Raw genomic sequence first — 26,724 nt, 5'->3', positions numbered from 1 at the left:
CTACTCTTCCGGTCCGTCCGGCCATACAAACGCTACCAGAGGCAGGGATCCCAGTAGAGGGCTTGCTGATAGTGATCCGCCAGCCGGCGATTAAGAGAATGGAAGCTGGAGATACGCTGCTCGCTGCCACTGAGGCAGGACCAGACGAAGCGATGGCAGTTGTTATTGCGCAGGTGATAATCACGGGCGGTGAACAGCTGCTCGGCGGCACGTTGAGCCGCTAACTCGCTGCCTAAGGGCCGATGATGACGGTCACAGCAGACATAGATCCGCGCGCCGGAGCGCTTATGCAGGAAGCGTTTAGGGGAGATACCGCGAATGAGGCCACTGCCATGCAGCTCGGCAATGGTGTCGTCACCCAGCCAGATGCCGCTATGCTCCACCACGCCGAACACATGGCACACCACCACACTACCCGGGGTAGGCTCCACCTTGCGGGCCCCAGGCAGCCACTGACTGGGGCTCAGCGCCATACCCGGCTCGCCGGGGTCGAAGTAACGCCGAGCCTGGATCTTATTGCGCTGTGCCCGGTACTCCACCGCGGCGGCCGCGCCAGCCAATAACAACCAAACCGGTAATGCCATACCCCCTCCTTTCCTCCCAGCTTACACAGCTTTAGAAAGAAGGTTCAGGCAAAAAGGTTACAGAGTGTCGCGCTGGTTCAGGACCGATAAAGCCTCGAGTGGCCCAAACGTCACTCCATTATCACGTCAGCTCGTCTCTGTCGGGGATTAACCCTTTTCCTTATCAGCCAGCTCAGTCAGGTGATGGAGAAAATGCTGAAGCTCCTCATCGCCAGGGCTATCGAGCTGGTATTTATGATGAAACATCAAGGTAAGGCTAACGGTGCCGTTACTCAGGGTGATGTCGTAGCCGTCGTGGCCGGCGGTAGCGACTACCCCGTCCAGATGGAATTCGCCGCCCTGCTGTTTGCCGTCCCGGCTGATGCGGTCAAAGGCGCGCAGTACTTCATGTGCGTTGATGACATGTTCCATGTGACCTCCTGCTGGCTCTCGATCTCAACATAGACTATGGCATTGTTGTTGAGGGTGATCCCCGTCAAGCTTCCGGCCTATGCCGACAGCACGCTGCCCAGGCTCACCCCTTTACGTCCCCCGATAGCCGCCAGTTGAGCCAACAGCAGCTCGCCACAGGCCAGCGCATCTATCAGAGCGTTATGACCGGGGTAATTGGGCAGGTTGTAGCGCTCGCGACAGTTGCCCAGCCTGAGGCTGTCGGATTTCGGCGTCTCACCACGGCCGGCCAGGCGTTTCTGTTCCAGCAGCAAGGTATCCACCGCCTCCAGTGGCAGGGTTTCACCAAAGCACTGCTGCAGCCCTTTATGCAGGAACGCCAGGTCCAGTGTCGCGTTATGGCACACCAGCACCCGGCCACTGAGCCTTGGCAGCAGGGCCTCCAGTGCTTGCTGCAGCGGCAGCCCCTGAGCCATATCGATGTCACGGATGCCATGCACGGTGCAGCTGTCACCCACATCGCCGTCGATCCGCACCAGTTGATGCCAGGCCTGGTCGAGCCGGATCAGCCCCTCATCGATGGGCACACAGGCGATGGAGAGGATCTTATCCTGCGCGGCCGACAAGCCGGTCAGCTCCAGATCCAGCGCCAGCAGCGGGGCGTGATCCGCCCTGACGCCACTGGCCACAAAGCCGCCCTGGTAAAAGGTGCTCAATTGCTCCTGGTTATTGCGCTGGCGGGCCCACAGGTAGCGTGCTCGGCGGATCATAGGCTGCGCCCGTACTTCATCGCCACGCCATCCTGGGAGCGTGCCACCATGGTGAAGGCTTGCTTTAGCTGGTGACGCACCAGGCCGGACAGTTGACCCGTGGCCAGCCAGTTGGAGACCTCGCTGCCCTGCTCATACTGCCGCCCCTGGTTTTGCAGCCTCAGGTGGGCGATGAACTCCAGCGCATCCGCTAGGTTGAGGGCATCCTTGCGGCTGAGCAGGCCAGCCTTAAGTGCCGCCTGGATCCGTTTCGGTGTGCTGACCGCACTGCTGCCACAGGCCAGCGCATAGATACGGCCAATGTCGTTGATGATGGCCAGGCCCTTGTGCTTAAGATCCAGCACCTTGCGATGCTCGCCATTGCGCTCCACCACCAGTTGGCGGAAGAAGCCCAGTGGCGGACTGTTGTGGCGGGCATCCGCCGCCAGCATCGCCAGGAAGATCTGGTTGTCTTGGCACTGGCGCAACACCTGCTGCTGCAGTTGGGTGCCCAGGTTCAGGTTACCCGCCACCGGGCGCATGTCGAAGAAGATGGTGGCGTGCATCACCGCCTTAGGCTCGGGCTGCCGAGTCCAGCGCTCGAAGCGGTCACGCCACTCGTCAAAGCCCAGGCACCACTTGGGGTTCATCGCCATGATGCCGCCGGGGCAATGGATATAACCGGCGTCGTTGAGGCCATCGCAGACCAGCTTGGCCATATCGAGGAAATACTGGCGCTGCTCCTCGGTGGGCACCTTGGCCAGCAACAGGCCATTATCCTGATCCGATTTGCCCGCCTGGTCCATACGTGCCTGGGAGCCAAACGCCAGCCAGCACCAGGGCATGGGGGCCGGTCCCAACTGGGCCTGGGCCATCGCCAGCAGGCGGCGGGTCAGGGTGTCGGTAAGCTGGGTCAGGACCCGGCCAATCTCCTCGGCGCGGGCATCGGCCTGGATCAGGCTCTGCAGCAGCTCGGGGAAACGGCTGGCTAATTTAATCAGCTCCTCCCGATCGGTCTGCCGCTCCAGCTCGCCGATCAGGTGCAGCGGGTCGCTGCGCTGCATACGGATAAGATCGGTGCTGGTCACCACCCCCACCGGGCGCCCTTCGCTCACCACCGGCAGATGGTGGATATTGTGCCGGCTCATCACCATCATCGCCTCGAATACCAGGGTGGTGCTGGTAACAGACAGCGGTGGCTGGGTCATCATGCTGCCGATGGTGACCTGGCCATCCAGCCCCTCCGCCAGCACCCGGTTGCGCAGGTCCCGATCGGTCAGGATCCCCACCAGCTTCTCCTGTTGGCACACCAACAGGCAGGACACCCGCTGCTCGCGCATCTGCTGCGCCGCCTGCTGCACCGTGGCGTCCGGCTCGATGCTCTGCACCGGGGTGGCCATCACCGTTTTCACCCGGGCGGTGCTTTGATGATCCCGCGCCAGGTAGCGGGCGCTGTGGCGCAGCCGCTCGGCGTACTTGCGGTTGAAGAAGCGGTCGAACTCGCGACTTTGACGGCGCAGGGCCTGGAAGCTGGATTCCGACAGGATATAAACCAGGCCGTCTTCGAGGATCGCCACCTTGTTGCTGACCTGCTCGCCGGTCAGCAACGAGGGAAAGCCGAAGTAGTCTCCTTCTCCCAGTCGGTCGAGCAGATCCCCCTGGTCGGAGCGCACCTCGAAGGCACCACTGCGCACGATGTAGAGGTTGGGCTGCTGGTAATCCACCGGCACCTCGCGCTGACTCTTGGCGAAATAGCCGATCTCGATGCCGCGGGTGGCCAGCTCCAGCTGCGCCTCATCCAGTTGATCAAAGGGCACCAGCTCAGCGAGAAACTCGCTTATGGGCGCCAATTCTGACGAGTTCATGTTCACCTCTTTAGGGGCCCTAACCCTAGCCATGGCCCTACGCTGATGACGTTGGGTAAGCGCGCTGTGGCAACACGCTTACCCAACATCGGGCGTTGCTTACTCCTCACCCGGTTCCCTGTCACTGGTTCTGCAGAGCCAGCCCGCAATCCCGGCTCGAACAAATCCGCAGATCAGAGGTCTTTCTTAGCCTAACCCCTGATACCATGGGTAAAAAACTCATGGAGAAGAGAATGTTATCACTAGTTCAATCGCTCTTGCTGGGCCTGGGTCTGGCCATGGTCCTGTTGGCTTTGGTTCGCTACCTGCGCCGCACCGGTAACTGGCACGCGCTCTGGCAGGTGTGGGTGGGCCAACTGAAAGACCTCAACATGAGTGAGTTCCGCTTCTTCCGCAGCGGTGTCGCGCTGCTGTTTGTTGGCATCCTGGTACGCATCGTCAACCTGACGCTCAACGGTTAACCTCCCCGGATACCGGCGGCTTGGATCCCAAGCCGAATCGCCGGCACTTCTCATAACAACGCGGGCCCAGGGGCCCGCGTTAAACTGAGCAAAAGCGGCCCCAAGGGGCCGCTTTGTTGTGCTTAGTGGTGCGTCGCGGAGCCCGCCCCTTTCGGGAATCGGATGCTCTCTACCATGTCCTGCACCTCTTGCGGGGTTTCCGAAGTCACCCGGCTCACGGCGAAGGCCACGATGAAGTTCAGCACCATACCCAGGGTACCGATACCCTCCGGGGAGATACCGAACAGCCAGTACTCCGGCGTGTTGGGGATCAGCGGCTCGAAGAACACCCCTTTGTACGCCAGGATGTAGCCCGCGGTGAAGGTGATGCCCACGATCATGCCGGCAATGGCACCCTCTTTGTTCATCCGCTTGGAGAAGATCCCCATGATGATGGCCGGGAAGAACGACGACGCTGCCAGGCCAAAGGCGAACGCCACCACCTGTGCCACGAAGCCCGGTGGATTAATCCCGAGATAACCGGCCACACAGATCGCCACCGCCGCCGCGATTCGCGCGTAGGTCAGCTCCTGTTTGTCGGAGATGTCTGGCATCAGGTTCCGCTTGAGCAGGTCATGGGAGACCGAGGTCGAGATCACCAGCAGCAAGCCCGCCGAGGTCGACAGTGCCGCGGCGATACCACCGGCTGCCACCAGGGCGATCACCCAGTTGGGCAGGTTGGCGATCTCCGGGTTGGCCAGCACCATGATGTCGCGGTCGATCTTCATGTTGTTGCGCTCATCGCCGGAGTAGAACATTACGCCCTGCTCTGCCATCTGCTCACCGGCAGGGCCAGCAGCAGTCACGTTCTCGTCGGTACCGGAGAAGCCGATCAGACCGGTCTGCTCCCAGTTCTGGATCCACTGGGGACGCTCAGAGTAGAGAGTACCGTTGCCGTCCGGACCATTGATGGTGTCGATCATGTTGAGACGAGCGAAGGAAGCCACGGCGGGAGCTGTGGTGTACAGCAAGGCGATAAACACCAGGGCCCAACCGGCAGAGATCCGCGCGTCAGCCACCTTAGGTACGGTGAAGAAGCGCACGATCACGTGTGGCAGACCAGCGGTACCCACCATCAGGGCGGCGGTGATGAAGAACACGTCCACGGTGGATTTCGAGCCGTCGGTGTACTCGTTAAAGCCCAGCTCGGTTACCAATCCATCGAGCTTGGCCAGCACCGAGGTTCCAGGTTCCGCCACCAGATCGGAGCCGAAGCCAATCTGCGGGAAGAAGTTGCCGGTCAGCATGATGGAGATGAACACAGCCGGCACCAGGTAAGCGGTGATCAGCACCACGTACTGTGCTACCTGGGTGTAGGTGATCCCTTTCATGCCACCGAGTACGGCGTAGAAGAACACCACCACCATACCGATGATCACACCCATGGTGACGTCCACTTCCAGGAAGCGGGAGAACACCACGCCTACACCACGCATCTGGCCTGCCACGTAGGTGAAGCAGACGAAGATGGCGCAGATCACCGCCACGGTACGGGCGGTCTGGGAGTAGTAACGGTCACCGATGAAGTCCGGCACGGTAAACTTACCGAACTTACGCAGGTAGGGCGCCAGGCAGAGTGCCAGCAGCACATAGCCGCCGGTCCAGCCCATCAGGTACACCGCACCGTCATAACCCATAAAGGCGATGAGGCCGGCCATCGAGAGGAAGGACGCCGCAGACATCCAGTCTGCTGCGGTTGCCATGCCGTTGGCTACCGGGTGTACACCGCCACCGGCCACGTAGAACTCCTTGGTGGAGCCGGCCTTCGCCCAGATGGCGATGCCGATGTAGAGGGCGAAGGTCGCGCCCACTACGATGTAAGTTAGTACTTGCAGATCCATAGCCCGACTCCTAGTCCTCGTGCACGTTGTACTTGCGGTCCAGTGCATTCATCTTCATCACGTAGACAAAGATCAACGCCACGAACACGTAGATGGAGCCCTGCTGTGCAAACCAGAAGCCCAGCTTGAAGCCGCCCAGCTGCACTACGTTGAGCACATCCACCAGCAAGATGCCGCAGCCGTAGGAGACCACAAACCAGATCGCCAGCAAGCTCAGCATCAAGCGCAGATTCTCTTTCCAGTAGGCGCGCGCCTGTTCATTACTCTCAAATGCCATAACTCGTTCCCCGTTCCTTTTATTGGAATAGTCAGCAGCTAACCTAGCAAGGCAGGGAGTGTGAGGAAGATCGACCTTAGTCCAAGGAGGGGATCTGGCGCACGATGGCGCCAGAGATATTTTCTTTACATTTCATGAAGATAAGTTAAATGACAGGCTGTTAACCTGGCCCAAGGTCAGGACTATAGACTTTGGTCGCAGCCAAAGGGCGTAAAAACACGGGTAACTGCCTAATCCAGTTGGAAACGTACCCGCAGCTGGACCCGCTCGGTGACCTGACCCGGGCGGATCGGGCCGGCACTGTCGGCACTGGCCATCCGTGCCATTGGCCTCGGCCCGGCGTTGACCACAATGAACTCCACCGGCCCCAGGCTCTGCCCTTCCGGGGTCAGCACCTCCGCCTGTTCGCGGGCATCCGCCAAGGCTTCCCGGTAGAGCCGGTCGCGGAAGGCCTCCTGGCCACTGGCAAAATAGTGGGGGGAGGAGATCTCGGTCATCCCCATCTCAGCCAGTTGCTGCAGCCACTCGCCGGTCAACTCAATCGGCAGCACCATGGTCACCTGGCGATTGGCCTTGAAGCCCAGCAGCTGCGCCTTGCGGTTGTCATAACGGTACTCCGGCGCCACCGTGACATGGCCCGCCACCAGCTTGCGAGCGGCGTGGTCGTGCTGCTCGGCGACGGTCAGCACCTGGTCCATCACCTTACCCACCTCTTCCAGCGCCATGGTGGGTGTGTCCGCCAGTTTGCTTACCGAGGCGGTCAGTCGGACGCTGTCCGGGGTCAGCTGACGCTCCGCCATCCCGTCCACCTCGATGTAACCAGCCCAGGCAACCCCGAGCTGCAACCACAAGCACAACACCAACGCGCCAATCCGACTCATCATTCGATTCCTTTTATAAGGTATATGGTTGAAATAACCCGACACCAGGGCAACAATGGCTCGGTAACCTGTGAGGAAACCATGTCCGCTGCCATACAAAAAATCCTGTTTCTATTAAAGCAGAAAGGCCCCACTCCGCTGCAACCCATCGCCGATGCCCTGTCGATGACCACCATGGGCGCTCGCGGCCACCTCAAGCGGCTGGAGCAGGACACCCTGGTGGCGTTTGAAGACCGCAGCCAGGGCCCTGGCCGCCCTGCCCGCCATTGGTTCTTAACCGAAGCCGGCCATCAGCGCTTTGGCGACCGACATCCGGATCTCACCCTGCAGTTGCTCGATAGCCTGGAAGCCACCCTGGGCACCGAGGGTATGAGCGCCTTATTACTGCACCGCCAGGCACAACAGCAGCAACAGTATCAAACGGAATTAGGACAGTTAGAGGGCGAGGAGCGGCTGCAGGCACTGGCGACTTTGCGTCACCAGGAGGGGTACATGGCTCGGTTGGAGCCGCAGGGAGAGGGTTGGCTGCTGATTGAGGATCATTGCCCCATCTGTGCCGCAGCTAAGCGCTGCCAGGGCTTCTGCCAGGGTGAGTTAGAGCTGTTTCGATTGCTGCTGGCCCCCCAGTGGCAGGTGGATCGGACCGAACATCTGCTCAGCGAGGGACAACGCTGCTGCTACAGCATAAAACCCAGCAGCGCCTGATTCTCGGCTTGGCCTGACCTGAGCCTGAGCCTGAGCCTAGGCATGAGCTCAGTCCTGGCCCATGGGCGGCATCAGGAAAGGGTCCGGGTAGCGGTATTGAAAGCCCAGCTGTCGTACCAGCTTGCCGCCGTCCACCCGCTTGCCTTCAGTGGCCTCGTCACCGAAGCTCGGCTCCGCCAATCCCAGTGCCCGAGCCGCCGCCGGGTAAAACGCCTCTCGAGTCGGATGGTTGGGGGCGGACAGGTTGAACACCTCGCCCCAGCATCCGCGCTCCAACACACACTGAATGGCACCGATGACGTCATCCCGATGCACCAGGTTGACCGGCGACTGTGCCCCGGCCAGGCCCTGACGCCCGGCGAGGAAACGTCCGGGGTGGCGCTCGCCGCCCACTAAGCCGGCGGCCCGCAGGATAATCACCCGCTCAAATCGCGCCTTCACCGCTTGCTCTGCCTGCCACATCGCCTGACCACGTGGCCCCTGGGCCAGCGGCGCGGACTCGTCCATCAGCGAACAGGCGGCGTCATCGGGGTAGACCGAGGTGGCGCTGACAAACACCGCCTGACGCACGCCATGCTGGTAGGCTAACTCCGACAGCAGCGCGATGCGGTCGGCATAACTGTTGTCCTGGCTCTGCCGCCCTGGCGGCACGTTGATGAGCAGGGTCTCGCCATTGAACAGGGCCTCGGGATCGGCACACTCGACTTGGGTATCCAGCGACAGCGCACTGTTGGCGATGCCCAGCGACGACAGCTCTGCCAGGGTCTCCGGGTTGCGACTGGAACCGCTTACCTGCCAGCCCTGGGCCTGCAGGTGCTGCGCCAGTGACATCCCCAGCCAGCCACAGCCTACGATGGTTAATTGCGCCATGTAGCCTTTCCTTTCATCTGAATTTTCACAGGCTTAGGTTAGGTGAAACCGGCCCGGATTGCGACCGAGCTGGTACAGCGTCGGGCACAAAAAAGGCCACGCATTGCGTGGCCTTTTGTTGGAGTCAGTCCGTTAGCCGTTGTACTGCGCCAGCAGGTCCAGCAGGCCCTGCTCATCCAGCACCGCCACGCCAAGATCGGTGGCCTTGGTCAGCTTGGAGCCGGCCTTCTCCCCCGCCACCAGGGTGTGGGTGTTCTTTGACACGCTGCCGGAGACCTTGGCGCCCAGCGCTTCCAGCGCCGCCTTGGCATCGGAGCGGCCCATCTCGCTTAGGGTGCCGGTCAGCACCCAGGTCTGGCCCTTGAGCGGCTGCTCGGACTCGTCCGCCACCTCGATGGCCGGCCAGTTAACGCCGGCACCCTCGGCATCGATGAGGGCATCGATCACCTCGATGTTGTGGGGCTGACGGAAGAAATAGTAAACGTGCTTGGCCACCACCTCGCCGACTTCGTCCACCTCCACCAGCGCCTCAATGTCGGCACTGCGCAGCGCTTCCAGGGTCTGGAAGTGGCGCGCCAGATTGGCGGCGGTGGCTTCACCCACCTCGCGGATCCCCAGGCTGTAGAGGAAGCGCGGCAGCGTGGTGGTGCGGGCGCTATCCAGTGCGGCCACCAGGTTCTGGGCCGACTTCATCCCCATCCGCGGCAGCATGGTCAGGGTGGAGGCGGACAAGCCGAACAGATCCGCCGGGGTGCGCACCAGTTCACGATCCACCAGCAGCTCCACCAGCTTGTCACCCAGGCCATCCACGTCCAGCGCCTTGCGGGAGGCGAAGTGCTTGATCGCCTCCTTGCGCTGGGCCTCACAGAACAGGCCACCGGAGCAGCGTGCCACCGCCTCGTCCTCGAAGCGTTCTACCTTGGAGCCACACACCGGACACTCCGACGGGATCTCAATCTCGCGGGCATCGTCCGGGCGACGGTCCATCACCACGGATACAATCTGCGGGATCACGTCACCAGCGCGACGGATGATCACCGTATCGCCGATCATTACGCCCAGGCGCTCAATCTCATCGGCGTTGTGCAAGGTGGCGTTGGAGACGGTCACGCCGCCGACGAACACCGGTGCCAGTCGTGCGACCGGGGTTACCGCCCCGGTACGACCCACCTGGAACTCGACATCATTGAGGGTGGTCAGCTCCTCCTCGGCGGGGAACTTACAGGCGATGGCCCAGCGCGGCGCCCGGGCAACAAAACCCAGTCGCTCCTGCTGCGCGATGCCATCCACCTTGATCACCACGCCGTCGATCTCATAGGGCAGATCCGGGCGCTGCTCTCCCACCTTGCGGAAGTATTCCAGCGCACCGGCTTCGCCTTCTACCGCTTCCACCAGCGGTGACACCGGCAGGCCCCACTCACGCAGTTGCTGAAGCTGGCCATGGTGGCTATCGGACAACGGTGCGCGCTCCCCCTCCACCACACCCATGGCGTAGGCATAGAAAGCCAGCGGGCGCTTGGCGGTGATGCGGCTGTCCAGCTGACGCAGGCTACCGGCGGCGGCGTTACGCGGGTTCACAAAGGTTTTCTCACCGGCGGCGAGGGCCTTGGCGTTCATCTGCTCAAAGCCCTGCTTGGGCATAAAGGCCTCGCCCCGCACCTCCACTAGTGCAGGGTATTGATCCCCCATCAGCCGCAGCGGCACCGCACCGATGGTTTTAACGTTGGCGGTGATCTCCTCCCCGGTGGTGCCATCACCCCGGGTGGCAGCACGCTCCAGCACGCCATCACGGTAGAGCAGGCTCACTGCGATACCATCCAGCTTGGGCTCGGCACAGTAGCGGATCGCCTCGCCGGCCAGCCGCTCCTCGGTACGCAGATGGAAGGCGCTGAACTCCTCCTCGTTCATGGCGTTGTCCAGCGACAGCATCGGCCGCAGGTGCGCCACCGACTCGAACTGACCCATGGGGGCCCCGCCTACACGCTGGCTGGGGGAGTCCGCACGGCGCAGCGCCGGGTGCTCTGCTTCCAGCTGCTGCAGCTCGCGCATCAGCCGATCGTACTCGGCATCGGGAATGGTGGGGTTGTCCAGCACGTAGTACTGGTGATTGTGGTGGGCCAGCTCAGCGCTGAGCTGGTCGATACGTTGTTTTGCTGTGTCGCTCATAGGGGTTCCAAAAAAGGCCGCATGATGCGGCCTGGACTGGGTCAAAGGGTCAGGCGGGGACCCGCTCAGCGGCCTTGATGCGGCCGAGGTAGCGGTTATGGGCGGCATCGTCCCACTCGTTGCGCTGGTCATCCAGCAGCTTGGCGCCGTGCAGCTCCGCCAGGTTCTGGGCCGCGCCCAGCATGATGGAGAAGCAAACCTTGGCATCGCCCTTGGCCGGCAGTGTCATAAACAGCGCCACCCCTTCTGTGGTGAACTGCTCCATGTTGTCCGGATCGAAGGTGCCGGGCTTAACCATGTTGGCCAGGGAGAACAGCACGGGACCGGTGCCAGCGCTGCTCTGGTGACGATGGAAGATGTCCATCTCACCGAATTTGAAGCCCAGGGTGGTCAGGTTGGGCAGCAGCTCCTCCCCCAGGATGGGTCGGCGATCGCCGACTACGTGCAGCACCAGGACGTCGGTGGGCTGATGATCCACCTCTTCCGGCTCGCGGTGCTGGGCCAGCTCCGGCTTTTCGGTCTGTTCCTGCTCGTCCTTCACCTGCAAGGCCTCGGGGATCTCCGTCACCGGCTCCATGCTGGGCTGTTCCAGCTCCAGCTCCAGCGCCGGCGCCGGCTCTTCGCTCTCGACGGGAGTATTCTCCGGCTCCAGGCCCAGCTCGATCTGCTCGCTACCCAGGGTCGGCTCCTTGCGACTGGCACGGCTACGGGGGGCACGGGGCTTGGCGGCAACCGGAGCGGGTTCCGCCTCGGGCTCCTCGTCCAGCAGGCTCTGTTGCGCCGGCATCGGGGTCGGTACCGGTTCCGGCTCAACAAAGGGTTCGGGTTGTTCGTTGTTAACCTGGGGTTCGGCACGGGAAACCACTCGAGCTGGGCTGACAATCCCTTCCACATCGTCATCGGTGGCCAGGGGCGCCGGCTGCGGCGCCGGGCTCGGTTCGATCTTGGCCATCCGCTTCTTGCCACGACCGACGCTGGTGCGGCGGTTGCGATTGCGGTCCGGGCTGTTGCGCCGCAGCGACCAGAAGCCGTGTACGCAGAGGCCAACAATGGCCAGCAGGCCGACGACAATGAAAACAATACGCATGTCCATAATGGTGCGAAACCCTGTAATTATCCGATTTTGGCCATCGCTGCGGCCTCTTCAATGTCAACGGCGACGATCCGGGATACCCCCGGCTCATGCATGGTCACCCCGGTCAGGCGGTCAGCCATCTCCATGCTGACCTTGTTGTGGCTGATGTAGACAAACTGGACCGTTTCCGACATCTCTTTCACCAGCCGACAAAAGCGGCCTACGTTGGCATCGTCCAGCGGTGCGTCCACCTCATCCAACATGCAGAAGGGTGCCGGATTGAGGCGGAAGATCGCAAACACCAATGATAAAGCGGTCAGCGCCTTTTCACCACCGGAGAGCAGGTGAATGGTACTGTTTTTCTTACCAGGTGGTCGCGCCATAATCGTTACCCCCGCCTCCAACATATCATCGTCGGTCAGCTCCAGGTAGGCACTACCGCCGCCGAACACCTTGGGGAACAGATGGGTGAGGTCGGCATTGACCTTATCGAAGGTCTCCTTGAAGCGACTGCGGGTCTCCCGGTCGATCTTGCGGATCGCCGCCTCCAGTACCTCCAGGGCCTGGGTAAGATCGGCGTTCTGCTCATCCAGGTAGGCTTTTCGCTCGGTCTGCTGCTCGTACTCCTCGATGGCCGCCATGTTGATGGCGCCCAAACGGCGGATCCGCTCCTTGACCCGTTCCAGATCGGCGCTCCACTGGGCCACCGCCGCCTCTGGGCTTAGGGTTTCCAGGATCCCTTTAAGCTGCATCTCCGATTCTGCCAGCAGGTCGAGTTGGCCCTGAGCCTGGACCCGCAGGCCCTCAAACTCTAGCTGCTGTCGGTTGATCTGATCGACCAGGGTCTGGATCCGGGCCTGCTGGTCGCGCTGGTTTTCGTTGATGCCGGACAGGGTCTGGTTAACCTCCTGCAGCGCATCACGCACCCGGGCCTGCACCTGCTCCTGTTCAGAACGGCTCTCCAGCTCCTCCTCCAGCGACAGCTCAAACTCCGCCAGCGGCTCCGCCAGCCCCTCACGCTCCTCGCGAGCCTGGGCGATGCGTTCCTGCCACTGTTCCGCCGCCATCTGCGCCTGACTGCGCCGATCCGCCATGCTGTCCAACCGGGCCTGCTGACTCTGCTGCTGTAATCGCATCTGCTGCAGGCGCTGGTTCAGCTCGGCCTGACGCTGCTGCTGTTGGCGCAGCTGGTCACGCTGCTGCTGGCGTTGCTGGTCCGCCTGGTCAAAAGCCAGTTGGGCCTGCTCCGCCTGCTGCTCCAGCTCCTCAAGCTGCTCCTCCAGGCCATAGCCGCGCTGCTCCAGCTCCTCGAGGCGCATCACCAGCTCCTCTTGTTGCTGCTCGAGCAGTTCCCGCTGCTGACCCTGTTGTTGCAGCTGCTCCGCCAGACGCTGGTGCGCCCCGGCGTCGGTCAGTGCCCGCTCACGGGCGCTGGTGGCCTGCTGGCGGGCCTGGTTCACGTTGTTCTTGGCCTGCTCCAAGCCGCTCTGGGCGTCATCGAGCGCCTGCGCTGCTTCGCTCTCGGCTTCCACCCAGCGGTCACGGTCAGCTTCGGCTTGCTGCTGCTGACGCACCAGTTCGGTCAGTGGCTGCTGAGCGGCCTGACCGGCGGCAATCTCAAAACCCGGCCCCAGCCAACGGCCGTCGGCCAACACCACCGACTCGTGGGACTGGCATTGGCTCAGCCACTGCCTGGCCTGTGCCTTATCCTCGGCACAATAAACGTGGGACAGCCAAGGGGTGAAGTTAAACGGTCCCTGGATCTGGTCCAGCAGGCAGGGCCAGTCCCGTTGCGACGAACGCTCGGCCGAGTGGGCACTTAGCCGGCTGACGCCCTCGGGCAGGGTTTGCTGTTCTGCGCCGACCACCGACTGCAGTAACCGCCCCAAGACTTGTTCTACGGCTCCGGCCCAGGCCGGTGCCACCTGCACCTGCTGCCAGGCCCGGGGCAGTTGATCAAAGGGCGCCGGCAGCGCTTGCTCCCGCGCGGCAATCAGGGTCTGCAGCGAGGCCAGGGTGCTTTCGGCGGCGCTGCGTAGCTGCTGGGCCTGCTGTCGCTGCTCCCGTGCCTTATCTCGCTGCGCTTCCGCCAGCTCCAGGGCTTGCTGGGACTCCTCCAGCTCCAACTGGGCCTGTTCGGCCTCCTCCTGGCTCAGCGCCAGGGCTTCCGCCAGAGCCTCCAAGCGAGCCTCGCCATCGTCGGACTGCCACTGTTGCAGCTGCTCCGCTAGTCGTTGCTGCTGGCTGGCCAGCTGCTGGCGCTCACGCCCCAGCCCGGCCAGTTCGGTCAGGCTGATCTGACGCTGACGGTCGGCGTTCTCCCGCTCGCTGCGGCAGCGCTCACGGGTCTGTTCAAGTTCATCTTGCTGGGCTTCCTGCTGCTCCAGCTCCAGGCTGAGCCCCTCCAGCGCCATCTCCAGCGCCTCGATCTCCGGCTCAAGCTCCGCCAGGGCACCTTCCAGCTCGGATTGCTCATCGCCTAAACCGCCGAGCTGGCGTTCGCTGCCCTCCAACTGCTCCTGGGTGCGACGCACCTCATCATCCAGCTGCTGGCTGCGTTGACGGGCATGGAGGATCTGCTGCTCCAATCGGGTGACCGCGCCATTGCTCTGGAACAGGCGCTGCTGGCACTGCTCCAGCTCGGCGCTGAGATCGGATTTTTGCTGCTCAAGCTGAATTTGGGTGGCGTCATCACCGGCAAAGGCGTGCTCCTGCTGGGCCTTTTGTTGCTCCAGCTCGGCGATCTTCTCCTCCACCGCCTGCATCTGCATCGACAACTCGCGCCAACGCAGTGCCAATAGCTCGCCATGCAGGGTGCGCTCTTGCACCTTGAGTTCGCGATAGCGACGGGCGGCATCCGCCTGGCGACGCAGCCGCTCAATCTGGCTGCCCAGCTCGATGCGCACATCCTCCAATCGCTCCAGGTTCTCCCGGGTATGACGGATGCGATTCTCGGTCTCGCGGCGGCGCTCCTTGTAGCGGGAGATCCCCGCCGCCTCCTCGATAAAGACCCGAAGCTCCTGGGGCTTGGACTCAATCAGACGGGAGACGGTGCCCTGCTCGATGATGGCGTAGCTGCGCGGGCCCAGGCCGGTGCCCATGAACAGATCGGTGATGTCGCGACGGCGACACTTGGCGCCGTTGAGGAAATAGGTGGATTGGGCGTCGCTGTTGACCTGACGCTTAACCGAGATCTCGGCGTAGCTGCCGTACTGACCGTCCAGCCGCCCTTCGCTGTTGTCAAACACCAGCTCCACGCTGGCCACCGACACCGCCTTACGACCACTGGAGCCGTTGAAGATGACGTCGGTCATGGCGTCGCCGCGCAGATTCTTGGCACTGCTCTCCCCCAGCACCCAGCGTACGGCATCAATCACATTGGATTTGCCGCAGCCATTGGGGCCGACGATGGCGGTCATCTGATCGGGAAAGGGGACTTTGGTGGGATCCACGAAGGATTTAAAGCCCGCCAGTTTTATCATTTTCAGCCGCATAGGGCGCAGCAGGGTCTCACAAGATGGTAATAGTCAGGCACTTTACCAAAGCCGGGAATGTTTTGTAACAGCCTGAAATACCCGCTTTGTTGACCTAGAGGCCGGGATCACAACACAATGAAATTCTCGAGCTGACGGAGCCGTTTGTGATGGCTTTTCAGCAAGGTGTTCGTGCCAAGTTGACCTCTGATGGCCTGACAATGGGCTCGAGCGCCGAGTCAATGCCAGGGAAAACGACACCCTGACCAACAGAATGTGGATCTGCGATGAATTCTTCCCCTACGCCGGAGCAGAAAAGCGGCGTTGAATACTTTCTGCAAGGATTTGAGCTGATCCGCCGGCCCGGCCTGCGTCGCTTCGTGGTGCTGCCGCTGACCGTCAACCTGCTGCTGTTCTCCACCGCCTTCTATTTCCTGTTCCAGCGGATGCAGGTGTGGATCGGCCAGTTAATGGACTGGCTGCCGGATTTTCTCAGCTGGCTCGATTTCCTGTTATGGCCGCTGGCGGTGATCAGCGTGCTACTGACCGCCTCGTTCACTTTCAGCGCCATTATGAACTTCATCGCCGCCCCCTTTAACGGGCTATTGGCAGAGCAGGTGGAGAAATCACTTACGGGGAAACCCATGGACACCGGTGGCGTGTTGGACCTGGTCAAAGACACCCCGCGCTTGATAGGCCGGGAATGGACCAAGCTGTGGTACTACCTGCCCCGGGCCCTGGTGTTTCTGATCATCCTGCTGTTTGTGCCGGGTATCGGCCCCATCCTCTGGTTTGGCTTCACCGCCTGGATGATGGCGATCCAGTACCTGGATTACCCGTTCGACAACCATAAGGTGCCGTTCGACCGGATGCGTGGCGCACTGCAGATGCAGCGCTGGCGCAGCTTCAGCTTTGGCGCGGCCGCTGCCATCATGGCGATGATCCCACTGGTGAACCTGGTGCTGATGCCGGTGGCGATCTGCGGTGCCACTGCTTTGTGGGTGGATCAGTACCGTGAGGTGCACGGTCGCTACGGGCTGGATTGACAAGCAAATTCCCTCGCCGCCATGATGGGGCATGACGCATTCACTCCAGGATGGAACCATGCCCCTTCGCCCTCAGCGTATTGCCATCATCGGTGCCGGGATCAGCGGCCTCGTTGCCGCCAAGGTGCTTAAGCAACACGGCTTGTCGGTCAGCGTGTTCGAAAAAGGCAGCGCCCTCGGGGGGATCTGGCGCTTCAACAACGACAACGGCGCCTCCACCTGTTACCGCTCGCTGCACATCAACACCTCCAAGCGGATGATGCAGCTGTCCGACTTCCCCTTCAAAGAGGAGATGGCGGAGTACCCACCCCACTGGCAGATACTGGAAGAGTTCGAGCGCTACGCTGAGCAGTTCCAGCTGCTCCCGCTTATCCAGTTCAATACCGAGGTGCGCCACTGCGCCCCAATGCCCGAGGGTGGCTGGCAGTTAACCCTCCATTGCGCCGAGGGCGAACAAACCCAGGACTTTGATTTTTTGGTGGTGGCCAATGGCCATCACTGGTCACCCCGCCTGCCTGAGTTTTCTGGTCAGTTTGATGGCGAGCTGATCCACGCCCACCACTATGTGGATGTGACCGAGCCGCTGGATCTGCGCGATAAAACCGTCGTCGTGGTGGGCTCCGGCAACTCCGCCATGGACATCGCCTGCGAGCTGGGCCGAACCGGACAAGGGGCAAAAAAGGTGCTGCTGTCCCAGCGCTCCGGTGTCTGGGTACTGCCCAAGCTGTTTGGCAACCTGGCCCAGGACAAGTTTGTCCGCCACCCGATGAAGCCACCCTCACTGTGGGAGCGCCTGGTGCGGGAGACCTTGCCGCGGCGTTTTCGTTTGGCGGTGCGCGACCGGGTACACCAGGGCCTCATTTCACTGCTGGCGGGCTCCCCACAACGGATGGGGATGAAGCCTCCGAAGGGGCGACTGAGTCAGCACCACCCCACGGTATCCCAGGAGATCTACCACCGCCTCACCCACGGCGATGTGCTGGCCCGGGGTGAGATTACGCAGCTGAATGGCCACACCGTCACCTTCGAGGATGGCCAGCAGGAGCAGGTAGACGCCATCATCTGCGCCACCGGCTACGACATTCGCTTCCCCTTCTTTGACCAGCCGGAGCTGACGCCCCAGGGCAACCGCTTCCCGCTTTGGCATCGGATCTTCCCGCCCCAGCGTCAGGATCTGGCCTTTATCGGCCTAATCCAGCCGGTATGTGCGTTAATGCCCATCGCTGAGCTGCAATCGGAGTTTCTGGCTGATGTGCTTATCGGCGAGGTGGCCCTGCCGGACGGTGCCAAGCTGGCCAAGGAGACCGCGGCTCAGGATGCTGAGGCGGCCGAGGGCTATCTGCCCTCCCCCAGCCACACCATCCAGGCGGACTGCCCGGAGTACTCCTACAACCTGCGTAAGGCCTGGCAGCTGGGCCGCAAGCGAGCAAGCTCAACGGCCCAGACACCCAGCTAATGGAAAGCGGTGGTTCAAATATGAGAACAAAACGATGAGCGCAGTGCAGGGACAGCAAGGTTTAAGGGCGAAAGGACTAGCGGGGTTATTGCTTTTACTGCTGGCGCCCTTGGCCGCAGCCGAGTGCAACCTAACTGACGTCGAGCTGACTGATGCCGAGTTGAGCCAGCAGATGACCCTGTCGTTCAAGGCATTTGACCAAACACCAGACCAGGGCTGGCGTCGCTATTACGACAGAGGCTGCTATAGCCAGGCGGCACAACTGCTGGTGGCCTACGTCGAGACACATCCAGAGCGTGCCGAGCGTTACACCATCTTGCTGATGCACACCGGGCAGCTGCTGGCGATGAGTGGTGAAGATGATGCTGCCCTGCCCTACCTGCGCCGTCAACGCGCCCTGGAGCAAGGCAAAGACAATCCCTATTGGGATAACGCCGCCTTTACCGATGCCCACATCGCCTTTTTGCAACGAGACAAAGCAGCGCTGATCGCGGCGCGGGACCGCATCGCTAAAAAGCAGCCCATCCCTGACACCTCGGACTGGCCCGACTGGATGCGGGGTAAGATCGCTAACCTGGATGTGGTTGAGGGTTTTCTGCACTGCTTTGACCGCCCCTTTGCCGAGGCCTACGGTCAAGACTGTCGACAGGGGCTAACCCCACTGACTGATATCGACCTCTGAACTGAGCACAAAGAGGCCATTTTCGCCCCAAACCAGCCATTGAGGTGATTTCAATCCACTCTGACCCCTTTGGTCTCTGCCTTTGGTCTCACTATGCTCGTAAGTCTTCTTTGTACTCTGCAGCACTAAGAATCTCTTTATCTATAAAGTCCAGCCTTCGTTTTAACAACTCGGAGTTCTCAGGATTAGCAGGAACGTTTACTGGAATAAGATCATCAACTGTATCACCAGAAGCTGCTGCCTTGACCCACTCTAGCATTGCACCTACGTAGCCATCTAATGCACAAGCTGGATTAGGAGCATTCTCTGACGTTATATAAGCTGGGGGTAAATCACCCACTATCACCCAAACAAAATTATCGCCCTCGAGCTCTTTTTCAATTGTAAGCTCGCAGTCAAATAGGAACACACATAAAATCCCATCAAAGCACATTCCAACGAAAGTATCTTTAATGCCCTTATGCCAATCAAAATCATTTATATACTTTTTGGCTTCATCATAGCTTTCTAGAAGGAATTCTTCATGTTTGAAATCAGTGTTAAGAATTTCTTCAATTTTATGTGCTTTGTCTAGATTCAAATCTCGAATGTCCTTTCACATAACGCTAAGCTAAAGAGCAAAGGTCAGCGTCACCGCCACCTAGTGGCCTTTGTCCCTGGGAGCGAAGCGACCGGTATTTAAACCCTTGTTAGGCATCAATTCCGAACATCTCTTTGCGGTAGATAGTTCGCTCCTGCTCGCTTAGGATGTACGCTGAGTTTGGCCGAGCAGCCCCGTTTAGAAGTATTTCGTCGTAGTAGTTGGGATCATGCATTACGTTCCAAGGGATAAGCCCGTGAACTGCTGATAGGAATTTTGTAAGTATTCCAGCATCGTAGTTCTCTGCTCCGATATATCCATTGCTGGCATACTCCTCATTCGGGAACTCATGTTTCTCAAACAACTCCTTTTCGATACCAATCGATAACCACTCTCCTCGATTTAAGCCTTGCCGCCACGTTGCGCAAAGCGAGACCACTTTTGCGCGGCTCAAAACGGGAACTTCATTGGGTACTTCATCGAATCTATCTTCGAAAAGCGCAATGTAGATTACGCTGTCGAAATTCCCCTGACTTACGTTCGCTTGAGCTATACCGAACGAGCCATCAGCCAACGGAACGGCATAGACCATTCCGGGCATATACCTTGATTGCTTGCGAGGTTTAGAAGATTTCACATTGATGCCTAACAGTGTTTCTTTGCGCCTGTTGGCACCTATGAGGGCGCAACAACTCCGGCTAGGGTTTTTCCAACGTACCAAGCGCTCCCCATTCAATCAATCTCTTAGATGCCGGCCCTGATTGCCCTTTGGGTGAGACAGAGAATCTATACGGTGAAGGTGCGCGTGTCCCAACGAGCGACTGCTTTTGGCGCCAGAGCAGACGCTCGCCACGTGCGTGGGTGGATCACCGACAATAGGGGCTACCTGGTGGCTCCTGCCGCCCCGGAGAGGTCATTGAAGAACTTCATTCCACCTTGACCCCTTTGCTTCTCCCCACAACCCGTCAGGGCGCATCACTTAAACGCGATTGAGCTGCCCTTGTCCAACTGGTGCTGCTCAAGTGCTGCATGAAGTCTTGCCATGCTCTCCTGGTACTCACGCTCCTCCTCATCAGTGGCTCGGGTTTGGCGGTAGCTGTCGAGCCATTCTCGGGCGAATTTGCCCTGCACGGGATGATCCTCGATATAGGGGCAGGCGGATTCAGGCAATCCATCGTGTTTCGCTTGCTCTCCCTCGTCAGCTGCCAGGCTGTAGCCCTCGTATAGGGGCTTATAAAGTGGGGAGACCTGCTTCTCAACCTGTGCTCTAAGTAGAAACAGCACCAGCTCGACGCCGATATAGGTCACTGCCATGCAGGCCAAGGTAATCAGCAAGCTGCCACTGAACAGGTGCGCTGCGATCCCGCTCCCCAAAGAGGTGGCAAACTGGCCCCAGCGAGTGACATCGTCACCGGAGTGGGTACTGAAGCTATGTTGCCTGCGCTCTAAGCGTTTCACTTCGCGGGCTAAGCCGAAGTAGTATTCGCGTTGTTCATCGGTCATTGCCTACCACCTTGTTAGCATGCCTAAGAGATTGAAAAATCAGTTAATGGTCAGTGAGGCTACCTGTGTGACTGAGCAGCAGCAACCCCTTTGAAGGCATTCAGTCAATATCGAGCTCAAGCCACTCTGGCCCCTTTGCTCCCCCTTTGTTCCCTCTCTTGGTCAAAGGACTCAATGCTGGCACCCTGCTCAATGGTTGGTTACTCAACGGGGCGGTTGCGGTACGCTCGAGTGATAGCAGCCCGAATTGCACACCCAAAAAGGACAGCGGTAATTGGGCATGGCGGGTTGCTGGCAGGGAACTGTCGGGGTGCTGTCGGGTGGGATTCGTGCCCGACAGGCCTTGCATTGAGCCAGTCTAGAACCAGAAAAGGAAGCACACGGTGGTATTGAAGCAGTTACGTCTTGGTCGGTATTTGTCGCAGGAGCAGTTAGCTCAGATCTCTGGGTTGAGCGTTCGAACCATTCAACGGATAGAGAGTGGCCATAAAGCCAGTACCGAATCTCTGAGGTGTTTGGCAGCGGCGTTGGAGGTTGAGGTGGAGACGTTGACACAACCTAAGGTTTCGATAGACAGCGGCAGTGAGAACTGGAAAAAACTGCCCTTTTTCGTCAGGGCCTGGTTCACGTTCAATTATCTGGCAGCCAAGCCCAATCGAGCCGCGACACAACGAGTCATCATGCTTTCCCATCTGTTTGGCTTTCTTTTCGTTGTTCTGGGATGGGTCAATGAAACGGCGCTGTTTGGCGGTATTGTTTTGCTCTCGAATGCCTATTTTTTCGAGTTGCTCAAGTGGCAGGGGGATAAGTACGGGATCTGGTTTGATCCCGAGCTTTGAGCCCAGCTTTATCGACATTTTCAGCGAGCGTCCGACCCATCTCCTAACCCAACAGTAAGGAGAATCAAAATGAACCAATTGAGTCAGGTATGGGCGCAGGCGGATGGCGGCTTTTTTGTATTAGTGATATTGGCGATGCTATTGGTGTGGTTTCTCCCTGCCATGCTGGCGCTGATATTTAACCGCAAACATTTCAGGTTGATTCTTCTGGCCTGTATCCCGGCGGGTTTCTCGTTCATCGCTTGGGGTGGCGTCATGGTTTGGGCTATTTCAGGCAAGGTCACTGACCGCCTGCGCAAGCAAAACGCCTCAGCGGCACAGGTCAATCGTTAGAGATTGGCAGCGGACGCCGGGTCAGAGTGAACTGAAAGTGCCCCGTCACGCTTCCCTGGCGTTCTCGAGCTGGAGCAGGATTTCATCAGCGTAAAAACTCCAAAGACTCGGTTCCTTGGGGCAATCAAGCGAGTGTGATACAAGTTGTCTCCGTGATTCAGGCATTGAATTGGGCCTGGCCGTATTCGCACAAGGACAAGGGAATGACACCAGAGGAACAACAGAAGTATTTTGTGCTGGCTGAGAGGCACCACCGGTTGGATCGCCTTTATCGGGGCTCGCAAATCGGTGCCAACAAAAAGTTTGACCGCCTCTGCAGTATCGGCTTCACCCTGGGCGGTATGGCGGCAGTGTATGTTGGAAGGGACAATGCCGCGATGACGATACTGTTTTGCGCCCTATTGGTGATGGCGGTATTACTGGGCCTGGCTCTGTTTCGCCGCGTCATCTCTCACGCCAAACGCCCACTTAACGAAGAGCTCTATATCGGCTACCGCATGGCATCAGACCAGGGTTGGCAGGCAGGAATGGACGGCATCCCAGAGAGGGACTGCCCCTATCTGGAGAGCAAAACAGAGCAAGCAGAGTTTGCCCGACGCTGGAAAGTCAGCCACCGCAGGGCTGACCAGCGCCGGATGGAGTCCCGACTCGCCTAACCCGCCCCTCCAGAATCAGGTAGTCCAGTTGGCTCGAGCTGGGCTATCTCCCCTCCAGATCCTCCCCGTAGGATACTTATTCCATCTGGCTATAAATCAACAGACTCTGATCCATCTGTGAACCAATCTGGTCTCTTAGATCAACGTATTGAGTTAGATTATCAGCCCCGATGGAGAACAGACCCATGAGCAAAACCCAAAGCCAGGAGGCCACCGCCCCACTCGAGTCCAGCACCACCGTTGGCGAGGTGTTGGCCGCCAACCAGGAATACCAGCAACAGTTCGGTGACAAGGGTGCCCTGGCGATGCCGCCGGCGCGTCGCTTTGCCATCCTCACCTGCATGGACGCACGGCTGGATCCGGCCCAGTTCGCTGGACTGGCCGAGGGGGATGCGCATGTCATCCGCAACGCCGGCGGACGCGCCAGTGACGACGCCATCCGCTCACTGGTGATCTCCTACAAGCTACTGGGCACTAAGGAGTGGTTCATCATCCACCACACCGATTGCGGCATGGTCACCTTTGATGGCCCCACCATGGCGGGCCTGCTCAGTCGCAGTTTGCAACCGGCCGAACACAACGGCGAGCACTGGCATTGCCCGGCGGATCACTCCGGCACCGACGAGGGCCACTTCGTCCCCTGGCTGACCTTTGACGACCCGGCCCAGGCGGTGCAGGACGATATCCGTCGGATCCGGCAAAGCCCGATGGTACCGGAGGAGATCGCCCTGCACGGCTACGTCTACGATTGTGGCAGCGGCGCGCTGATCCCAGTAGCCGCACCTGAGTAACCCCTGCTGTCTCACCCTCCCTAACGACAAAGCGCGAGCCAGGGCTCGCGCTTTTTGGTCGCAACGGATGCGCTGGGCCTGTCGATGTTCCTACTCCTCCACCCAGTGCAGTACGTCCTTGATCACCGACCAGCGCGCCTTCTTGGGCTCGGCGTTCTTGCCCAGGATCCAGTAGTCGTAGAGCTTATCGATGTGGCCGGAGGAGCGCTGCAGCTCCAGCCAGCTGTTGAGGAACAGCTGCAATGACAGGTTCTGCTTGGCCACGGCGTAGGAGGCGGGGAAGGACCTCACCTCCTCGCGGTTGTACAAGGTGGTGTATTCCGGATAGAGGATGGTCCAGGTCTTGCCCGCCTCCAGGCTCAAGAGCAAGCCATCGAACTGCTCGCCATCGTCCTCGAAGAACACCCGGTCGGAGGGGATACGGGCAAAGGTGAGGTTCTCAAACTTCTGCTCCAGCTGAGGGATGATCTCGTAGTCCCCCACCGAGGCGACGGTGATGGGGCCGGCATCGCGGATCAGCTCATCGGTAGCAAACTCATCTGCGCGGTAATCCTTCACCACAAAGGCGTAGTGCAGGGTCATCACAGGATCGGTGAAGCCCACATACTTAAGCCGGAAGGTGGTCATCTGCAGCCCGGACACCACCAGGTCCACCTCGCCGGTGTTGAGCAGCTCCAGAACGTTGTCCGCCTTGTAGGGGATAAAGGCCAGCTTTACCTCCAGCTCCGCGGCCAGGCGCTTCATCAGCTCCACATCAAAGCCCACCAGCTCGGCGTTGGCGTTGTAGTAGGAGAACGGCAGCTGACGCGGGTTGTAACCCACCCGCAGGATGCCCTCATCGCGGATCTCATCAATGCTGCGGGGGCCGTGCAGCGCCTCGACATCACCCCAGGAGTACTGGGTGACGATCTCCGGCAGTTCCTCTGAGGAGGTCATCTGCACCACCACCTGGTCCATCTTGTATTCGGTGTCCACCACCTTGCCAAGCAGCAGCGCCGTGGCCACCAGGATCCCGCCCATCACCACCGGGGTCATGCCCAGGTAGAACATCAGCTTGGTCTTGCTCAGTTTGGCCCGGCCGGACAACAGCGCGGTGCCCCCCACCGCCAGCACGAACAGGTTCATCGCCGCGAGCAGCGAGGTAAAGCGGCTGGTGAACAGACTGGACACCACGTAGAGCTGGAACAGATCAGAGGAGAGCTCCAGCGAATCGAGCAGCATGGGGATGGTGAGGTAGACGCTGCCAAACAGGCTGATCAGGCCGTTGATCGCCATCGGCAGGTAGGTGATGAAATCCATCTCCATGCCGGAGAACCAGGCGGCGAACAGCACGAAAACGATAGTCAGCAGCTTACCCAGGTTGGGGAAGCTGAACACCACCGGGATGATCACATTGGCGTAGTCATCGGTCTCCTTGTCACCGATCTTGTACTTATGAAACAGCTCCTTGGTGTGCTCGATCAGCAGCGGCAATATGATGAAGATGTTGCCGGCGGCGAAGGCGGTGATCAGCGCATCCTTGGCGATGCCGCTGATGTCGCGGTAGGAGAAGGGGGTGATCACCGCGACGATGGCCGGCAATACCCAGTAAGTGAGAACGATGGTCATCACGATGTGGGCAGCAAAGTACACCTGCAGCTTCTGAAACTCGTCGATCTCCATGGTACCGGCGGTGGCGGCGGTCATGGCGAAGATCCCCAGCGGCATCAGGTTAACGATGTACTGGGTGACCTTGTTAAAGGCCACCCCCAGCAGCTCCAACGGGGTGATCAGCGACTCCTTGTTGTCGATGGAGATCAGCGCCAGACCGGTGGCTACGCAGAACAATACGATGGCGGGGATGTAGCTGTTGGAGAGGGAGAAGAAGGGGTTGGCCGGGATGTAGAGATCCAGCAGGTTGACGCTCTTCGGGTCCTGCAGCGCAGTCAGGCTGAAGAACTCCCCCGCCACCCATTCGGGAAAGGTGAACTTGATCAGGTACATCACCACGATGCCCAGCACCCAGATCACCAGCATCAGCTTGCCAACGTTGAGCCCCAAGCTGCGGGCCTGGGCGTAGCTGAGGCTGCCCAGGCTGGAGATCAGCGACACCATGATGTACGGGATGATGGTCATCTGCAGCAGCTTGATAAAGGCATCGCCAATCACCGACATCCAGGCCAGCATCTCGCCGAAGAACAGCCCTGCGACGATCCCGGCACCGAAGGCGATCAGCACCAGGGTCGACATGCTGAGCTTCTTCTCCTCCGCCGGCGGGTCCGCCGCCACCGCCTTTTCACTCATCCTTGCTGCTCCCGGGGCACCGATTGCATGCCGTGGTGGGCATGGATGGCCCGCCGGTAGCAGGCCAGGTAGGCACTCAACTGCCGCTGTGGGCTGAACAGCCTGGCCGCCCGCTCACGGCCGGCCTGGCCCATGGCCCGGGCAGTGGCATCGCAGCTGAGCAGAGTCTCCATGTAGGCCGCCAGGGCCTGTACATCGTCGGTATCGGCGACAAAGCCGGTGACACCGTGCTCCACCACCTCGGTGATGCCATCAACGTTGCTGCTCACCGTCGGCACGGCGCAGGCCATCGCCTCCAGCAGCACCATGCCAAAGGATTCGCGGTAGCTGGGCTGGATCACGCAGTCGGCCACCGGCAGGTACTGCTCGACATGAGTGACGTCGCCGAGGAAGGTCACCTGTTCCAGCAGGTTCAGATCCCGACAGCGCATCTTGATCATGTCGATGTCCGGCCCGGTGCCGAGCAACACCAACCGGGCCTTAACCCGCGCGGTCAGCTGATAGAACGCCGACAGCACTGCGTCACTGTTCTTGATGGGGCGGAAATTGGAGACGTGCATGACGATCTTCTCATCGTCCGCTGCCAGCTCCCGTCGCAGGGTCAGGCTGGCGTGAGCCGGGGAAAAGACCTCAAGATCGATGAAGTTGTGGATCACCTCCAGCGGCCGCTCCAACGGAAAATGCTCCAGCACATAATCGCGCTGGTAATGGGAGACGGTGGTCAGCCGGGTGCTTTGATTCATGCTGTGCAGGTTGAGGGCGTAGAGCCCCTTATCCTGGCCAATCACGGTGACATCGGTGCCATGGATGGTGGTGATCACCGGGATCCCCCGGGGCGCGATGGCGCTGGCCAGGATGGCGCTGAGACTGTGGGGGATGCTGTAGTGGGCGTGCACCACATCCAATTGATGCTCGGTCATCACCTCAAGGATCTTGGCGGTGAGGGTGTAGGTGTAGAGGGGATCGGAGAACAGCGGATAATGCACCGGGTCCACCGGGTGGAACATGAGGTTGGGGGTGGCGGGATCCAGCTTAAAGGGCCGCTCCCGGGAGATGACGTGGACCTGGTGCCCGCGCTGCGCCAGCCCCATGGCCAACTGGGTGGCCACCAACCCCGAGCCACCAATGCTTGGGTGACAGACTATTCCTATACGCATAAGGGTGCGCCTTCTGTGTTGT

At 60.2% G+C, this 26,724-nt stretch carries 25 protein-coding genes; 9 read left to right on the top strand and 16 right to left on the bottom strand.

Features of this window, described 5'->3' with window-relative positions; all coding sequences use genetic code 11:
* Positions 1 to 32: 32 nt before the first annotated feature.
* The 4 genes from BUC04_RS19380 to BUC04_RS19365 form a co-directional block, all read right to left on the bottom strand.
* Entirely contained in the window at positions 33 to 584 is a 552-nt protein-coding gene (locus tag BUC04_RS19380) for a hypothetical protein (protein WP_067664826.1), read from the bottom strand.
* 147 nt (positions 585 to 731) lie between these two features.
* Entirely contained in the window at positions 732 to 995 is a 264-nt protein-coding gene (locus BUC04_RS19375; RefSeq protein ID WP_067664825.1) for a DUF3081 family protein, read from the bottom strand.
* 77 nt (positions 996 to 1,072) lie between these two features.
* Positions 1,073 to 1,744 (bottom strand): exonuclease domain-containing protein, encoded by a 672-nt coding sequence (locus BUC04_RS19370; protein WP_067664823.1) that lies wholly within the window; start codon positions 1,742 to 1,744, stop codon positions 1,073 to 1,075.
* Positions 1,741 to 3,588 (bottom strand): DUF294 nucleotidyltransferase-like domain-containing protein, encoded by a 1,848-nt coding sequence (locus tag BUC04_RS19365; RefSeq protein ID WP_067664820.1) that lies wholly within the window; start codon positions 3,586 to 3,588, stop codon positions 1,741 to 1,743. The genes BUC04_RS19370 and BUC04_RS19365 overlap by 4 nt, the downstream gene beginning before the upstream one ends.
* 233 nt (positions 3,589 to 3,821) lie before the next feature.
* Between BUC04_RS19365 and BUC04_RS19360 the strand changes: the two genes are divergently transcribed.
* On the top strand, positions 3,822 to 4,049 hold the full coding sequence (locus BUC04_RS19360; protein ID WP_073326081.1) for a hypothetical protein: 228 nt from the start codon (positions 3,822 to 3,824) through the stop codon (positions 4,047 to 4,049).
* A gap of 122 nt (positions 4,050 to 4,171) precedes the next feature.
* On the opposite strand, the gene BUC04_RS19355 is transcribed toward BUC04_RS19360, so the two are convergent.
* The 3 genes from BUC04_RS19355 to BUC04_RS19345 form a co-directional block, all read right to left on the bottom strand.
* Positions 4,172 to 5,929 carry a sodium:solute symporter family protein gene (locus BUC04_RS19355; protein WP_067664815.1) on the bottom strand — a complete coding sequence of 586 codons (1,758 nt, stop codon included), beginning with the start codon at positions 5,927 to 5,929 and terminating at the stop codon, positions 4,172 to 4,174.
* Between the two features lie 10 nt (positions 5,930 to 5,939).
* Complete coding sequence (locus BUC04_RS19350) at positions 5,940 to 6,206, bottom strand: DUF4212 domain-containing protein (protein WP_067664813.1); 267 nt, start codon at positions 6,204 to 6,206, stop codon at positions 5,940 to 5,942.
* 230 nt (positions 6,207 to 6,436) lie between these two features.
* On the bottom strand, positions 6,437 to 7,087 hold the full coding sequence (locus BUC04_RS19345; protein WP_067664812.1) for an SIMPL domain-containing protein: 651 nt from the start codon (positions 7,085 to 7,087) through the stop codon (positions 6,437 to 6,439).
* Positions 7,088 to 7,168: 81 nt separating this feature from the next.
* Between BUC04_RS19345 and BUC04_RS19340 the strand changes: the two genes are divergently transcribed.
* The gene (locus BUC04_RS19340; protein WP_067664871.1) at positions 7,169 to 7,792 is read left to right on the top strand and encodes a helix-turn-helix transcriptional regulator; all 624 of its coding nucleotides are present in this window, start codon (positions 7,169 to 7,171) and stop codon (positions 7,790 to 7,792) included.
* A 48-nt stretch (positions 7,793 to 7,840) separates the two neighbouring features.
* Here the strand turns inward: BUC04_RS19340 and BUC04_RS19335 are convergent, their stop codons facing one another.
* The 4 genes from BUC04_RS19335 to smc form a co-directional block, all read right to left on the bottom strand.
* On the bottom strand, positions 7,841 to 8,662 hold the full coding sequence (locus BUC04_RS19335) for an SDR family oxidoreductase (RefSeq protein WP_067664810.1): 822 nt from the start codon (positions 8,660 to 8,662) through the stop codon (positions 7,841 to 7,843).
* A gap of 132 nt (positions 8,663 to 8,794) precedes the next feature.
* The gene (gene ligA, locus BUC04_RS19330) at positions 8,795 to 10,828 is read right to left on the bottom strand and encodes an NAD-dependent DNA ligase LigA (RefSeq protein ID WP_082766798.1); all 2,034 of its coding nucleotides are present in this window, start codon (positions 10,826 to 10,828) and stop codon (positions 8,795 to 8,797) included.
* Between the two features lie 49 nt (positions 10,829 to 10,877).
* Positions 10,878 to 11,921, bottom strand: a complete 1,044-nt coding sequence (gene zipA, locus BUC04_RS19325; protein ID WP_067664806.1) for a cell division protein ZipA — start codon at positions 11,919 to 11,921, stop codon at positions 10,878 to 10,880.
* Between the two features lie 20 nt (positions 11,922 to 11,941).
* The gene (gene smc, locus BUC04_RS19320) at positions 11,942 to 15,397 is read right to left on the bottom strand and encodes a chromosome segregation protein SMC (RefSeq protein ID WP_073326079.1); all 3,456 of its coding nucleotides are present in this window, start codon (positions 15,395 to 15,397) and stop codon (positions 11,942 to 11,944) included.
* Positions 15,398 to 15,663: 266 nt separating this feature from the next.
* Here smc and cysZ point away from each other — a divergent pair, with 266 nt between their 5' ends.
* The 3 genes from cysZ to BUC04_RS19305 all read left to right on the top strand — a co-directional run bounded on the left by cysZ (position 15,664) and on the right by BUC04_RS19305 (position 18,560).
* A complete protein-coding gene (cysZ, locus tag BUC04_RS19315; protein ID WP_067664802.1) occupies positions 15,664 to 16,422 on the top strand; it encodes a sulfate transporter CysZ in 759 nt (252 codons plus the stop codon).
* A gap of 58 nt (positions 16,423 to 16,480) precedes the next feature.
* On the top strand, positions 16,481 to 17,878 hold the full coding sequence (locus tag BUC04_RS19310; protein WP_067664800.1) for a flavin-containing monooxygenase: 1,398 nt from the start codon (positions 16,481 to 16,483) through the stop codon (positions 17,876 to 17,878).
* A gap of 88 nt (positions 17,879 to 17,966) precedes the next feature.
* Positions 17,967 to 18,560 (top strand): hypothetical protein, encoded by a 594-nt coding sequence (locus BUC04_RS19305; protein WP_067664798.1) that lies wholly within the window; start codon positions 17,967 to 17,969, stop codon positions 18,558 to 18,560.
* A gap of 91 nt (positions 18,561 to 18,651) precedes the next feature.
* Here the strand turns inward: BUC04_RS19305 and BUC04_RS19300 are convergent, their stop codons facing one another.
* The 3 genes from BUC04_RS19300 to BUC04_RS19290 form a co-directional block, all read right to left on the bottom strand.
* The gene (locus tag BUC04_RS19300) at positions 18,652 to 19,140 is read right to left on the bottom strand and encodes a hypothetical protein (protein ID WP_067664797.1); all 489 of its coding nucleotides are present in this window, start codon (positions 19,138 to 19,140) and stop codon (positions 18,652 to 18,654) included.
* Positions 19,141 to 19,249: 109 nt separating this feature from the next.
* Positions 19,250 to 19,732 carry a hypothetical protein gene (locus BUC04_RS19295; protein WP_067664795.1) on the bottom strand — a complete coding sequence of 161 codons (483 nt, stop codon included), beginning with the start codon at positions 19,730 to 19,732 and terminating at the stop codon, positions 19,250 to 19,252.
* Positions 19,733 to 20,115: 383 nt separating this feature from the next.
* Positions 20,116 to 20,643, bottom strand: a complete 528-nt coding sequence (locus BUC04_RS19290) for a hypothetical protein (protein ID WP_067664793.1) — start codon at positions 20,641 to 20,643, stop codon at positions 20,116 to 20,118.
* Between the two features lie 383 nt (positions 20,644 to 21,026).
* On the opposite strand from BUC04_RS19290, the gene BUC04_RS19285 reads away from it, so the two are divergent.
* From BUC04_RS19285 to BUC04_RS19270, 4 genes are all read left to right on the top strand, one after another.
* Positions 21,027 to 21,482 carry a helix-turn-helix domain-containing protein gene (locus BUC04_RS19285; protein WP_067664791.1) on the top strand — a complete coding sequence of 152 codons (456 nt, stop codon included), beginning with the start codon at positions 21,027 to 21,029 and terminating at the stop codon, positions 21,480 to 21,482.
* Between the two features lie 69 nt (positions 21,483 to 21,551).
* Positions 21,552 to 21,815 (top strand): superinfection immunity protein, encoded by a 264-nt coding sequence (locus BUC04_RS19280; protein WP_067664789.1) that lies wholly within the window; start codon positions 21,552 to 21,554, stop codon positions 21,813 to 21,815.
* 203 nt (positions 21,816 to 22,018) lie between these two features.
* Positions 22,019 to 22,471 carry a hypothetical protein gene (locus tag BUC04_RS19275; RefSeq protein WP_067664787.1) on the top strand — a complete coding sequence of 151 codons (453 nt, stop codon included), beginning with the start codon at positions 22,019 to 22,021 and terminating at the stop codon, positions 22,469 to 22,471.
* A gap of 185 nt (positions 22,472 to 22,656) precedes the next feature.
* Positions 22,657 to 23,262, top strand: a complete 606-nt coding sequence (locus BUC04_RS19270; protein ID WP_067664786.1) for a beta-class carbonic anhydrase — start codon at positions 22,657 to 22,659, stop codon at positions 23,260 to 23,262.
* 90 nt (positions 23,263 to 23,352) lie between these two features.
* On the opposite strand, the gene BUC04_RS19265 is transcribed toward BUC04_RS19270, so the two are convergent.
* Positions 23,353 to 25,545 (bottom strand): cation:dicarboxylate symporter family transporter, encoded by a 2,193-nt coding sequence (locus BUC04_RS19265; protein ID WP_067664784.1) that lies wholly within the window; start codon positions 25,543 to 25,545, stop codon positions 23,353 to 23,355.
* Positions 25,542 to 26,702 (bottom strand): N-acetyl-alpha-D-glucosaminyl L-malate synthase BshA, encoded by a 1,161-nt coding sequence (gene bshA, locus BUC04_RS19260; RefSeq protein WP_067664782.1) that lies wholly within the window; start codon positions 26,700 to 26,702, stop codon positions 25,542 to 25,544. The genes BUC04_RS19265 and bshA overlap by 4 nt, the downstream gene beginning before the upstream one ends.
* Positions 26,703 to 26,724: the final 22 nt, after the last annotated feature.

It is taken from the genome of Ferrimonas marina (assembly GCF_900129905.1).
In the GTDB taxonomy this organism is placed as follows: domain Bacteria; phylum Pseudomonadota; class Gammaproteobacteria; order Enterobacterales; family Shewanellaceae; genus Ferrimonas; species Ferrimonas marina.
Note: the sequence above shows the minus strand (reverse complement) of the source record. Positions and strands in the feature narration are given on the sequence as shown.